General features: G+C 41.5%; 11 protein-coding genes and 2 pseudogenes. 4 read left to right on the plus strand and 9 right to left on the minus strand.

Annotated elements, in window-relative coordinates:
• Positions 1 to 46: 46 nt before the first annotated feature.
• The 4 genes and pseudogenes from AC4MC0_RS13010 to AC4MC0_RS13025 all read left to right on the plus strand — a co-directional run.
• Positions 47 to 1,024, plus strand: a pseudogene (locus AC4MC0_RS13010) (cytochrome ubiquinol oxidase subunit I); the annotation flags it as partial.
• A complete protein-coding gene (gene cydB, locus AC4MC0_RS13015; protein ID WP_491887121.1) occupies positions 1,017 to 2,021 on the plus strand; it encodes a cytochrome d ubiquinol oxidase subunit II in 1,005 nt (334 codons plus the stop codon). The pseudogene AC4MC0_RS13010 and the gene cydB, both read left to right, overlap by 8 nt.
• A gap of 14 nt (positions 2,022 to 2,035) precedes the next feature.
• Positions 2,036 to 2,158, plus strand: coding sequence for a hypothetical protein (locus tag AC4MC0_RS13020; RefSeq protein WP_004694789.1), 123 nt, complete (start codon positions 2,036 to 2,038; stop codon positions 2,156 to 2,158).
• 79 nt (positions 2,159 to 2,237) lie between these two features.
• Positions 2,238 to 3,644, plus strand: a complete 1,407-nt coding sequence (locus AC4MC0_RS13025) for an aminotransferase-like domain-containing protein (protein ID WP_491887122.1) — start codon at positions 2,238 to 2,240, stop codon at positions 3,642 to 3,644.
• A gap of 134 nt (positions 3,645 to 3,778) precedes the next feature.
• Here AC4MC0_RS13025 and AC4MC0_RS13030 read toward each other — a convergent pair whose 3' ends face one another.
• The 9 genes and pseudogenes from AC4MC0_RS13030 to curA form a co-directional block, all read right to left on the minus strand.
• The gene (locus tag AC4MC0_RS13030) at positions 3,779 to 4,705 is read right to left on the minus strand and encodes a hypothetical protein (RefSeq protein WP_078426044.1); all 927 of its coding nucleotides are present in this window, start codon (positions 4,703 to 4,705) and stop codon (positions 3,779 to 3,781) included.
• A gap of 18 nt (positions 4,706 to 4,723) precedes the next feature.
• Positions 4,724 to 5,434, minus strand: coding sequence for an LrgB family protein (locus tag AC4MC0_RS13035; RefSeq protein ID WP_078426045.1), 711 nt, complete (start codon positions 5,432 to 5,434; stop codon positions 4,724 to 4,726).
• Complete coding sequence (locus tag AC4MC0_RS13040) at positions 5,427 to 5,843, minus strand: CidA/LrgA family protein (RefSeq protein WP_078426046.1); 417 nt, start codon at positions 5,841 to 5,843, stop codon at positions 5,427 to 5,429. Before AC4MC0_RS13040 ends, AC4MC0_RS13035 begins: the two co-directional genes overlap by 8 nt.
• Before the next feature lies 1 nt (position 5,844).
• On the minus strand, positions 5,845 to 7,497 hold the full coding sequence (locus AC4MC0_RS13045; RefSeq protein WP_336000762.1) for a nitrite/sulfite reductase: 1,653 nt from the start codon (positions 7,495 to 7,497) through the stop codon (positions 5,845 to 5,847).
• Between the two features lie 69 nt (positions 7,498 to 7,566).
• Positions 7,567 to 8,388 carry a hypothetical protein gene (locus AC4MC0_RS13050; RefSeq protein WP_336000759.1) on the minus strand — a complete coding sequence of 274 codons (822 nt, stop codon included), beginning with the start codon at positions 8,386 to 8,388 and terminating at the stop codon, positions 7,567 to 7,569.
• Positions 8,389 to 8,682: 294 nt separating this feature from the next.
• Positions 8,683 to 9,145 (minus strand): annotated as a pseudogene (locus AC4MC0_RS13055) (Lrp/AsnC family transcriptional regulator).
• Positions 9,146 to 9,232: 87 nt separating this feature from the next.
• Positions 9,233 to 10,165: an IS5-like element ISAha1 family transposase gene (locus tag AC4MC0_RS13060; RefSeq protein ID WP_336000917.1), complete on the minus strand. Its 933-nt coding sequence runs from the start codon at positions 10,163 to 10,165 to the stop codon at positions 9,233 to 9,235.
• A gap of 207 nt (positions 10,166 to 10,372) precedes the next feature.
• Positions 10,373 to 11,011, minus strand: coding sequence for a glutathione S-transferase family protein (locus tag AC4MC0_RS13065; RefSeq protein WP_336000463.1), 639 nt, complete (start codon positions 11,009 to 11,011; stop codon positions 10,373 to 10,375).
• A 16-nt stretch (positions 11,012 to 11,027) separates the two neighbouring features.
• The gene (gene curA / locus AC4MC0_RS13070; RefSeq protein WP_336000461.1) at positions 11,028 to 12,047 is read right to left on the minus strand and encodes an NADPH-dependent curcumin/dihydrocurcumin reductase; all 1,020 of its coding nucleotides are present in this window, start codon (positions 12,045 to 12,047) and stop codon (positions 11,028 to 11,030) included.
• Positions 12,048 to 12,097 lie beyond the last annotated feature (50 nt).

Genomic DNA, 12,097 nt, shown 5'->3' on the forward strand with positions numbered 1-12,097 from the left:
TCAATTAGGGGCGCTTTGCATTTCCAATCTTTGTGCAACAAAGCCCATCGAAAATGGCATTATTGTCCCCACAGATTGGTGGGCAATTGTGTTTAACCCATCCTTCCCCTACCGATTTGCCCATATGGCAGCAGCGGCCTTCCTAGTCTCATCACTTTTGGTGGTTGGCACCGCCGCATGGCATTTACTGAAAGGTCGTCGTGATGAGTTGGTGAAAAAGTCTTTTTCTATGGGTTTATGGATGGTACTGGTCACGTCTTGCCTACAAGTTGTGATTGGGGACAACCACGGTTTAAATACCTTAAAACATCAACCTGCAAAATTGGCAGCCATTGAGGGTCATTGGGAAACCAATCGTGATCATGGCATGCCTTTATTACTGTTCGCTTTACCGAATATGGAAACAGAGTCGAATGATTTTGAGATTGGTATTCCCAATCTGGGCAGTTTGATTCTGACGCATTCCCTAGAGGGTCAGGTCACTGGTTTAAAAGACTTCGCAGCTGAAGACCGTCCGAATGCACTGATTGTGTTTTGGAGTTTCCGAGTCATGGTCGGCTTGGGCATGTTAATGGTTTTACTCTCATTAACAGCACTGTGGCTACGTAAAAAAGGCTCTCTATACGAAAGCAGTTGGTTTCATAAATTTGCCATCATTATGGGACCTACAGGTTATATCGCGCTCCTAGCAGGTTGGGTCACTACAGAAGTTGGCCGTCAGCCTTGGGTCGTGTATGGCGTCATTCGGACTAAAGACGGTTTATCGCATACAGTCACCGCAGATCAAGTCGGCTTGAGCCTGATTATTTTTGTTCTGGTCTATACCGTCGTCTTTGGCGCGGGAATTTACTACATGCTGCGCTTGATCAAATTAGGCCCTGCTTTTTCTACGCCTTTAGATGCCGTGCAAGATACTGGTCCGGGGCATTTTAAAACCCCTTTACGTCCACTCAGTGCTGTTGAAGAATCTATCGATACCACTGATCCTTCTGCTCAAAATAGTAAGGAGAAACCACATGATTGATCTCGCTTTGGTTTGGGTTGGTATCATCGGGCTCGGGGTACTCATCTATGTGGTTATGGATGGTTTCGACTTAGGCATTGGCATTCTGTTTCCCTTTATGAACGGAACGCAAGAACGTGATGTGATGATGAATACCGTCGCGCCCGTTTGGGACGGTAATGAAACATGGATGGTCCTGGGTGGTGCTGGCTTATTCGCTGCATTTCCTTTGGTCTATTCAACCGTTTTATCGGCACTGTATTTACCCATTATCTTTATGGTGGTTGCCTTGATTTTCCGCGGCGTAGCGTTCGAGTTTCGCTTCAAAGCCACGCGCACCAAATACCTCTGGGATCTCGCGTTTATCTGGGGCTCTATCTTATCGAGCTTTTTCCAAGGCGTGATTTTAGGGGCTTATATCCAAGGTATTCAGACCACCAATGGTATTTACAGCGGTGGTGGATGGGACTGGTTCACGCCATTTACATGTTTTACCGGTCTAGGTGTCGTGGTGATGTATGCCACTTTAGGCTGTGGCTGGCTCATTTGGAAAACCGAAAAAGAGATACAGCAACGGATGTTTCATCTCATGCCTCGGCTGATTATTGCTTTACTCATTATCTTCGGTGCCGTGAGTTTATATACGCCGCTGACCCATCCTGAAATTGCACAGCGTTGGTTCTCTCTGCCGAATCTATACTATTTTAGCCCAGTGCCAATTTTAGTCTTACTGTTTGTTGGCGTGATTCTATCTGCGTGCAAAAAGCAGTATGAACTAAAACCATTTATCTATACTTTGGCCTTAGTCTTTTTGGCTTTTACTGGCTTCGTCATCAGCTTATGGCCCAATATTATTCCGCCATCGGTCACTATTTGGCAGGCCGCTGCACCTGAGTCAAGTTTGAAGTTTACTTTGGTGGGAGCTGCAATTTTAATTCCAATCATCATTGCCTATACCTTCTTGTCCTATTGGGTGTTCCGTGACAAAGTACGTATAGGGGATCAGGGTTATCATTAATTGAGGAGATAGACATGAAAAAATTTGTTGATCGACTCAGCCCACGATTATGGTTTATTTTATTGTGGTGCTTTGGCTTTATTTCTCTCGCACTGATTGCGGGTTTCTTTAAGCTGTTGCTGAGTTTTGCTTACTAAAGCCAGCCAAACTTTTTTTATGAATTAGGCACGGGACTTTCAATACATGTCCTGTGCCTTTTAATTGCAGCGAACCCATATGTATAAATCAGAAAAACTTGCGCTCAGCCTGAAACATTTGATTGAAAGTGGTTTTTGGAAAGCCAACGATAAACTACCTTCACTCCGTCAACAAGCTGAAACATCGGGTTTTAGCTTAATGACGGTGATGAATGCCTATCAAGAACTCGAAGCGCAAGGGCTGATTTATTCACAAGAAAAACTCGGTTACTTTGTGACAGGCGATGCGCGCTCAGAAAACAACTCCAATAGTGTCATCCTCAACGAAAAAATTGAAATCAACTCTAAAATTTTCAGATACTTAAAATCGATCCAATCTGAAAAAATGGTTCCCTTTGGCATTGCCTTTCCCAATAGTCAACTACTCTACTCTGCCAAGCTGATGCAAACGTTGGGACAACGTGCCAAACACCGTCTCAGTTATGAACAGATGCCAAGTTTACCTCCGGGGAACTTTGAACTGCGAAAACTGATTGCGCAGCGCTACTGCATGCAAGGGATCCCAACAGACCCGTCCGATATCGTAATTACTTCGGGCGGTTTGGATGCTTTAAACCTCTCCTTACAAGCCATGACCCAACCCGGCGACTACATTTTACTCCAAAAAACAATATTTTATGGCGCTTGGCAAGCGGCTGAACATCTGGGTTTGAAAGTCATTAGTATTCCTGAACATGAAGAACATGGTATTGACCTTGAGGCGTTTAAAGATGCAATTGAACGTTATCCAATTAAAGTCTGTTTGCTGATGCTCAACAGTCACAACCCTATTGGTTTTACGGTCAGTGATGACATCAAATACCAACTGGCAAAGCTACTGCACGAACGCGATATTTATTTAATTGAAGACGATGTGTATGAAGAGCTTTATTTTGATCATAAAAAACCGCTGTCGATGAAATACTTTGATCAGAAAAATTTGGTTTTACACTGCTCTTCTTTTTCAAAAACTTTAGGTGCGGGTTTTCGGATTGGTTGGGTCTATGCGGGTAAGTTTTCAGAGCATATTCAGCATCTACAGCTGATGAGCACGCTTTCCGTCAACTCGTTTATTCAAAATGCTTTGGTCGATTATTTATCTCATCGACACTATGAAAAGCACTTAAAAACCTTACGCACCACCTTAAAGCGCCTCAAAAATCAGTATTACACTTATTTATCTGAACATTTGTCTGAAGATTATCAAATTCATTATTATCCATCGGGCTATTTTTTATGGATTACCTTGCCTGAGCAGATCAATGGCAATTTAATTTATGAGCAGCTCTTAGAGAAAAATATCAGCATTGCGCCCGGCTCATTATTTTATCAAACGGACAATGTCCCACATCATATTCGAATCAATTGTTCATTTGAAATCAATGAACGTATTCAAAATGCCTTAGATGCCTTGATCCAATGTATTTACCCAGAAGCCTTTGAGTAAAAGTTGAATGCTTTAAATCCAAACTGATTTAAAGCATCTTTTTATTTGAAGAGACCCACTCCCTCACACTGCAAATATCACCATCCCAGAGATAAAATGACATGATCAGATCTGATCATGTCATTTCTCTCAAGCTAGGTATAGGATTTCTCAGCACTCATATTCTGAAAATAGGTGCGATAGATATAGACACAGCCAAGTGAAAAGCCAGCCATCAGGCCGGATGCAACAGGTAAATGCATCACACTGTCTTGTGGAAAGACAAAAACCAAAAATGGAAAGGCATATACCGCAGGAATGCGCATATCAAAGAGCTTGAGCAAAAGAAACATCAAGGGCATATATATGAGGGTGAGCAAGATCCAATCTTGAATCCACAACTGCATAAACACGGCCATTGAAATCGACAGTGTCAACACAGCAACCTGCTTAAGATACATTTTCAACGAATACATCATCATATTTAATGATTCATAGACCACCACTGTAATCGGCGGAATCAGTGCCATCGCTTCAATCTTGAAAATAGCGGCGAGTGCAAAACCAATTAAAGTAATACTGGCATATACACCTATTTTTCGTCGATCAAAATTGCCTTTTCTTTCTATGCCTTGGTGCAGTTTAAAGAACACAACGCCCAACATTAGGATAAAACTAGTGGCAAAAATCGAAATCAAAAACGATATTTCATAGGCTTGGGTCACAATCGGCAAGAAACCCGTGGCCAGTGCGGGCGGTAATATATAGTTAAACATCCGCATCATGAGCAACATAGCACAGAGAACCAAAACCAGTTTGAACAAATATGAAATTGGCATTAAGTTAATACAGAACCCGATAACAGCAGTCAGACTCGGTAAAATAAAAATTTTATCTGGCTGATTCAGCCACTGTTTATCTCGATAGACCCATAGTCCAACGGCCATCGCCGCTATTTCAGGCAGAATAATTTCACGATCATTCAGTCCATAGGCAGCCGCCACCATAAGACCTATAAAGACAAAGGCCGCGAGATAACTTTTGGGGTTTAAGAGTGCCTTTGCATGTGACATAGGATTCATATTCGATTCCTTATTGATTTAAAACGATATAAAGCCAAGTAAATACTTCGTCACTGCAATCAGCGATGGGGCAAATAGCACCATAATGATTCCTGAAATAATCATCGAGAGACTGGCAATGACGCCTTCCAATTCATGCCGCTGTCTTGCCCGAACTATGCCCATAGCATGTGCGGCATTACCCAGTGCTGCGCCTGAAGCAAAGTGATTTTTATATTTGATCCAAAGCAAGAGGAGGTCTCCCAACAACATACCGACCAAACCTGTAATCACGGTAAATAGCGGAATCAGGCTGATAGAGCCCCCCACTTTTTCGGTAAGCACCAAAGCGAAAGGAATCGAAATGGAACGCGCCAACAGGCTATTTTTAACGATGTCATCAAAATCCAATAGGCTCGCCAAAAACCAACTGCTGAAAATACCCACCAACATGGCGAGGCTAGAACTGAAGAGCAACACTTTAAAATGTTGCTGAATCATGCGGCGATAACGAAAAACAGGAATAGCAAAAGCCACTGTGATTGGACCGAGCATGGCCACCAAATATTGGGTATAAAAGTAATAGTCTTGGAACTGATGCTGTAAAAGAAAGATCAGTACGATGCTCAAGCTAGGAACAACAATAATGGGGGATAAATAGATTTTTTGTGTTCGAACAAAGAGCCTCTTTGCCATGAAATAGCACAGCACGGTCCAAACCAAGTAAAAAATTCCCCAGAATTCAGTCATTCTGATCTTCCAGTTTTGGTTCTTGATTTAGCTCTGGCTGCTTTAACAACAACCGCACGCTATATACAGAAACCATCATCACTAAAGCGGTGCTGATTAAAATCACTAGCAGAATTTTCCAACCACTGGTGATCAATAAATCCTGATATTGAATCACACCGACCACAGGCGGAATGAAAAACAGCAGCAGTTCCGCCAGTAACAGATCTGCACCGCGTTCAACGTAGGCTAATTTCAACCACTTCATTTCAAGTAAGAACAACAGCAGAAAAAAACCTAACACCCCTGATGCCACAGGCAAATTCAACAACTTTTGTAAGACATAAGCACAGCTCCAAACGGCCAAAATGGTCATGATTTGGTAGCTCGCAGTTTTTAACTTCTTCAGCCGAGTTCGGTCATGCAACATCTCAATTTATGTCCGCATATGCCCGCGCTTTAAACGGCTGGATCGAAACACGTTTGTAAGTTTCTAAAAAAGATTCATGTGCTAAACGTAGATCCAGATAAGTATTTAGAATTTCTTCGAGCACATCGGGAATATCTTCTGCAGGAAATGATGGTCCTAAAATATCACCGATGGATGCATCATGATCTGAGTTACCGCCTAAACTAATTTGGTAATATTCAGCGCCTTTTTTATCGACACCTAGAATGCCAATATTGCCGACATGGTGGTGTCCACACGCATTCATACAGCCTGAAATGTTCAGATCAAGCTTGCCTAAATGATATAAAGCATCCAAATCATCAAAACGGCGAGCAATTGCTTCATACACCGGAATGGATTTGGCATTTGCCAAGGAGCAAAAGTCGCCACCCGGACAGCAAATCATGTCAGTCAGAAAGCCAATATGCGCACGAGCCAAATTGCCACGATCTAAGACTTGCCACAGTTCAAACAGATCCTTTTGGCGTACGTCAGTTAAGGCAATATTTTGCTCATGCGTGGTTCGCAGCTCACCAAAGGTATATTGGTCAGCCAAATCTGAAATTAAACGCATTTCATCGGAAGTCATATCCCCCGGTGCTACACCCGCCCGTTTTAAGCTGATCGTAACGATGCGGTAGCCCGCGACTTTATGTGCATGGGTATTGATATTGAACCAGTGTTTAAACTTCGGATACTGTTGGAACAAAGCCTCAAAATTTTCCGCATCTAAAGGTTCATAGGCAAATGGTCGAAATACTGCATCCATTTGCGCTAAAACACTGGGCTGAACTTTGAGCAGTGTTTGAGTATGTGCAAACTCAGCTTCCACTTTTTCCGCAAAGCCCGCTGGAGTGAGGGCTTTCACTAAAATTTTAATACGCGCTTTGTATTTATTATCACGGCGACCATGCAAGTTATATACGCGCATGATGGCATCTAAATAGGCAATTAAATCTTCACGGGCTAAAAATGGCTTAATGACATGTCCCGCTAAAGGGGTGCGTCCAAGACCGCCGCCGACTTTAATTTGATAACCCAACTCCCCCGCTTCATTTTCCACCAGATAAACACCAACATCATGGAAAGTTGTGGCAGCACGGTCTTGTTCAGGGTGTGCACAGACCGCAATTTTAAATTTACGCGGAAGGAATGAAAACTCTGGATGGAAAGTACTCCACTGGCGAATTAGTTCACAGGTGGGACGTGGGTCTTTGAGCTCCCCTGCAACTACACCTGCATACTGGTCTGTGGTGGTGTTTCGAATACAGTTGCCACTGGTCTGAATAGAATGTATGTGTACCGTAGCGAGTTCCTGCAAAATATCAGGAACATCTTCAAGTTGCGGCCAATTCAATTGAATATTTTGACGCGTAGAAATATGCGCATAACCACGGTCATACTTCTGTGCAACCTCAGCCACCTTCCGCAGTTGTGCTGAGTTCATTAAGCCATAAGGCACTGCCAAACGTAGCATTGGAGCATAGCGTTGAACATATAAACCATTTTGTAAGCGTAAGGGACGATATTCTTCTTCAGTCAGTTTTCCCTCTAAATAACGCTGGGTTTGGTCGCGAAACTGTGCGACACGTTCATTTAATAAATTTTGATCAAAGTCTGTATATAAAAACATGGGGATGACCTAGGTATATGCATCAATATGAAAGAAAAGCTGTTTTGAATGGCGCATTAAAAACGTAAATTAGGCAAAAAAAGTCGCCTGCTTTCGGGACACGCCATGTTGTAGACAGGTCTGCATATACTCGGCATAGACCGATAACTTTTCATAAATATGCTCGGCATAGAACATATCTTCAACTAGCTGAATCGCTTGCTGCTGGTTATAACTGCCATAACTCAACAGTAACTGCGCATTCAATGTGGCGAATTTTTCACATAAATCGATATATTGCTGATCTTTGTTTTTAAAGAACAATTTCCGCATATTCCATTCCCTACTGTCGATGATGGCATCTTGTGGATGGGTAGAAATATAATTAATTTTGACTTTAAAAAACTGTTCCAGCTCCGCAAGTTTTTGTGTATTGAGCGCTAATGATGTCACCAAAAAAATCTGAGAGACATCAGTTCGACATAGTGCTTTGATCAATGAAAAATAGAAAAAATCGACATCATTAAATACGCTATCACTCAAATCTAAATAAACATTGAGAGCCTCAAGCATATCATCTATTTTTAGGTTTTGTTTTTGCTCTGCTTGATAGTAACGATTGAGGATATTGAGTACGGTTGGCGTTGCAGGGCTGCTATAAATCACAGGATGGTTCAAATTTGCCAAGATAAAAGGCGCAAATAAAAATGCGACCTCCGCGTGTTCTGCTTGAATGGCAGACTGCACAATATACTGAACTTTAGCGCTTGAAAAATCACGTAAAACTTTAGCACGCAGCAAAGTCGCTTCTAAGTTTAAATACTGCTGCGCAAGTAGATGTTGCAGTTGGTCTGAAAGACCCTGCCCCTCAACCAATTCAGAAATTGTATTTAGTTGCTGTGTTATAAACATTACGCCACCATCAAGATTGTGATCCCTTCTTGAGTCAAATTTTCAGCTAGTTTGGTGTGAATGAGTAGCTACAGTAAGGCTTGAAAAAACTATAACAGCGTGCCTCCTTCTCAAGTTTTACGGGTACAAAGCCATCAAAATTAGAAAATAAATTCGCTATTTAAATAGAAGCCAATCCCCTCATGGCGTTATTTTGAGTGCCTAAAAATTCAGAAACTACTTTTCTCTTTTCCTATTTCAAGCAGCCCCTTTAGCCATTGAATATAAGGTGGAATCTAGAAAGGAGAATAAAAGTTATGGCTGACACGACACCTCTAAAGTTGTTTTGATCCGTTCTAACACAACGGTGGTTTTAAACCATTGCACATTAGCATTATGATGAAAAAGCTGATCACATAAGGCTTGAAACCGACTCATACTTGGCACCAAGAGTACCAACATAAAATCCGCCTCACCTGTTACGTAATAGGACTGCTGTATTTCAGGAATTGAAAAAACTTGCTTTCAACTCGTCGAGGTCTGTCACGTGGGTTTGGTTGACGCGAACCTCGACAAAAATTGTAATCACTTGTCCCAATTTGTCTGGATCAAGCACCGCGGTATTACCAATAATATAGCCACTGTCTCTTAATTTTTGAATGCGACGTTGTACTGAGGCCGTTGATAAATGCACTAAATCTGCCAATTCTCGAAGTGGTGTTAAGCAATCTTTTTGCAGATGCTCCAATAAAGCGAAATCAAATTTATCCAATTGCATGAGCAGCCTCCTACGAGAAATTTTCTCATTCAAACGGCTTTGTTGCACAAACATTCAAAAGCTAAACTTCTTCCAAGTTATCTAAATTTAAGTGGCAACTTGGGTGTGAGGTCGGCCTAAATCTGTAAATTTATTTAATACGGCCACACGTGCATGAATCTCATTGACTTGGCTTTGAAAGTTTCTCGCACGGAGTTTATCGCCTAATAATTTGATGCAATGCATCTTGGTTTCTATCAGACTTCTGCGATGATAGCCTGACCAATTTTTCCATATTGTTCTCCCTAAACGTTTAACTGTTCGAAGTAATTCATTTCGCTCTAGCGAGCTGGTCTTTGTATCTTTCCAAGGTTTCGCATTTTTTCTTGGCGGAATCACCGCATGTGCTTGTCGGTCTGCAATTACTTGACGGCATTGCTTGGTGTCATAAGCCCCATCAGTATAGACAGAGTCAATCTGCTCATCTTGTGGAATCTGATCGAGTAAATCACCAAGCACTTGTGAATCACTCACATTATTTGTAGTGAGTTGAATAGCGCGTATTTGAAGGGTTTCAGCATCTATACCAATATGAAGTTTACGCCATTGGCGACGATATTCAGGTTGGTGTTTCTTACGCTTCCATTCACCTTCGCCTAGAAACTTTAAGCCAGTAGAATCGACGAGTAGCTGGAGACCATTACTGCTTTTTTGATAGTTAATTGCAATATCAATATGCTTTTGTCTTCTACAAATGGTTGAATAATCCGGTGCTGTCCAATCTAATCTACAAAGATGAATGAGACTTTGCACAAAGCCAGTGACCATGCGTAAAGAAAGACGAAATAAGGATTTGATCATTAAACAGCATTGGATGGCTGTATCTGAATAAGTTTGATTTCGACCATGTTTACCTTTGGGTTGAGCGTACCATTGCGTCTTGGGATCAAGCCAAATTGAGAGATTTCCTCGATTTATTAATGCACTGTTATAAGAAGACCAATTGGTTGTACGATAGATTTTAGGTGTGGGCTTATTCATTTGAGAATTATATTGTGGAATAAGCCTTTAGAGATAGGTTTGTGCAACAAAGCCCTTAAATAGTGGTAATTCCTTATCTTTAAAATAGAGAACGCCCGATGAAATTCATTAGGCGTTTAATTTAAATAAGTGTCAGCTTATTTTATAACTAGCTGTACTTGACAATCACGATTCTTTTTCTAAATTGCCTTTAAAAAATCAATCTTGCTATTTTTGTCCTTTCACACCATTTTGTTCAATTTGTACTGCGGCTTGCCAGCTAGGTAGTTGGCTTAAACCTGCTACATAACGTTGGATATGGGGATAATTTTCACCTTGTCCCATATGATAAACTAAAGCATGTAGTCCAAAGCCCATCATAAAGTCAGCACCGGTTAAACGGTCTGCCACTAGAAATTCTTTATCTTTTAAATATTCATTTAAATGGCCAAATACTTTATCGAACTCAACTTGAGTATAATTTTCTAGAAATACCAACTTCGTGCCCTGCTTGGTTTCTATCGTATTAAACGTTTTTAACAAAAATGGCAGCATGGCAGAGCTTTCTGAGAAATGAATCCACTGTAGATAATCGACATAGGTAGGTTCATCCATATCTGGTGCTAAATGCGGCGCAAGTTTCTGAATTAATAACTCAACGATTGCGCCTGACTCTGCAATAACTTTGCCATCCCATTCCAATACTGGAGATTTCCCTAAAGGATGGATGGTTTTTAAAGATTCAGGGGCCAAATGCGTGCTTGAGTCACGATAATAGCGTTTCAGCTCATAGGGCTGCTTGATTTCTTCAAGTAACCACAAAATGCGAAAAGAACGTGATTGATCTAAATGATGTAGTGTAATCATGATAATTCCTATTTTTTTAAAGTTTTACAACCACTTTGCCAAAGTTTTCGCCTTTCAACATACCATTGAAAGCATTGATCGTGTTATCCAAGCCTTGCACCATATGCTCTTTATATTTGATTTTTCCTTCTTTCAACCATTCAGACATTTGCTGATTAAATTGCGGATACTGACTTCCATAATCATCAAAAATAATAAAGCCTTGCATGCGAATACGCTTTCTTAAAAGGGTAGAAATAAAGCCTGGTAAACGGTCTGGCCCTTGTGCCTGTTCGGTGGCGTTATACTGGGAAACCACACCACACACCGGTACACGTGCCGCAGAGTTAAGCAATGGCCAGACTGCATCAAACACTTTACCCCCCACATTCTCATAATAAATATCAATACCGTTGGGAACTGCTTGTTGTAATTGCTCTGCAAAATTTTCATCATGGTGATTAATACAAGCATCGAAGCCGAGTTGTTCTACTGCATAACGGCATTTTTCAGCCCCGCCTGCGACACCAACCACGCGACAGCCTTTAATTTTCCCAATCTGTCCAACCGTAGCACCTACTGGACCAGTTGCCGCAGCAACTACCAAAGTTTCATCGGCTTTAGGCTGACCAATGTCCAACAACCCCATATAAGCAGTAAAGCCCGGCATCCCCAAAATACCCAATGCCCAAGATGGATGTTCAGGCTGCATACCTAAGCTTTGACATGCAGTCCCATCAGAAATTGCGTAGCCCTGCCAACCATTTCCAGAAAGAACCCACTCACCTTCTTTGAATTTTGGGTTTTTAGAGGCCACCACTTGACTGACTGTTCCACCGACCATCACTTCGCCAATTTCAACCGGTGCTGCATATGAAGGAGCATCACTCATGCGACCACGCATATAAGGATCGAGTGACAAGTAAATGGTTTTTAACAATATCTCGCCTTGTTTAAGTTCATTGAGCTCAACTTGCTCAATACGAAAATCGCTGTGTTTTGGCTCACCCACTGGCCGTTTAGCTAAAACGATGCGTTGATTAATAACTGTTCTCACACATATAACTCCATGTTTTATTTAAAAGTATTTCTCTTCACAATCAAAAT

This window comes from Acinetobacter sp. CAU_H_S139_7 (assembly GCF_058599305.1).

Excerpts from the sequence above, each read along its gene's own strand:
- cydB (WP_491887121.1), top strand. The coding sequence starts at position 1,017 with ATGATTGATCTCGCTTTGGTTTGGGTTGGTATCATCGGGCTCGGGGTA.
- AC4MC0_RS13020 (WP_004694789.1), top strand. The coding sequence starts at position 2,036 with ATGAAAAAATTTGTTGATCGACTCAGCCCACGATTATGGTTTATTTTA.
- AC4MC0_RS13025 (WP_491887122.1), top strand. The coding sequence starts at position 2,238 with ATGTATAAATCAGAAAAACTTGCGCTCAGCCTGAAACATTTGATTGAA.
- AC4MC0_RS13030 (WP_078426044.1), bottom strand. The coding sequence starts at position 4,705 with ATGAATCCTATGTCACATGCAAAGGCACTCTTAAACCCCAAAAGTTAT.
- AC4MC0_RS13035 (WP_078426045.1), bottom strand. The coding sequence starts at position 5,434 with ATGACTGAATTCTGGGGAATTTTTTACTTGGTTTGGACCGTGCTGTGC.
- AC4MC0_RS13040 (WP_078426046.1), bottom strand. The coding sequence starts at position 5,843 with ATGTTGCATGACCGAACTCGGCTGAAGAAGTTAAAAACTGCGAGCTAC.
- AC4MC0_RS13045 (WP_336000762.1), bottom strand. The coding sequence starts at position 7,497 with ATGTTTTTATATACAGACTTTGATCAAAATTTATTAAATGAACGTGTC.
- AC4MC0_RS13050 (WP_336000759.1), bottom strand. The coding sequence starts at position 8,388 with ATGTTTATAACACAGCAACTAAATACAATTTCTGAATTGGTTGAGGGG.
- AC4MC0_RS13060 (WP_336000917.1), bottom strand. The coding sequence starts at position 10,165 with ATGAATAAGCCCACACCTAAAATCTATCGTACAACCAATTGGTCTTCT.
- AC4MC0_RS13065 (WP_336000463.1), bottom strand. The coding sequence starts at position 11,011 with ATGATTACACTACATCATTTAGATCAATCACGTTCTTTTCGCATTTTG.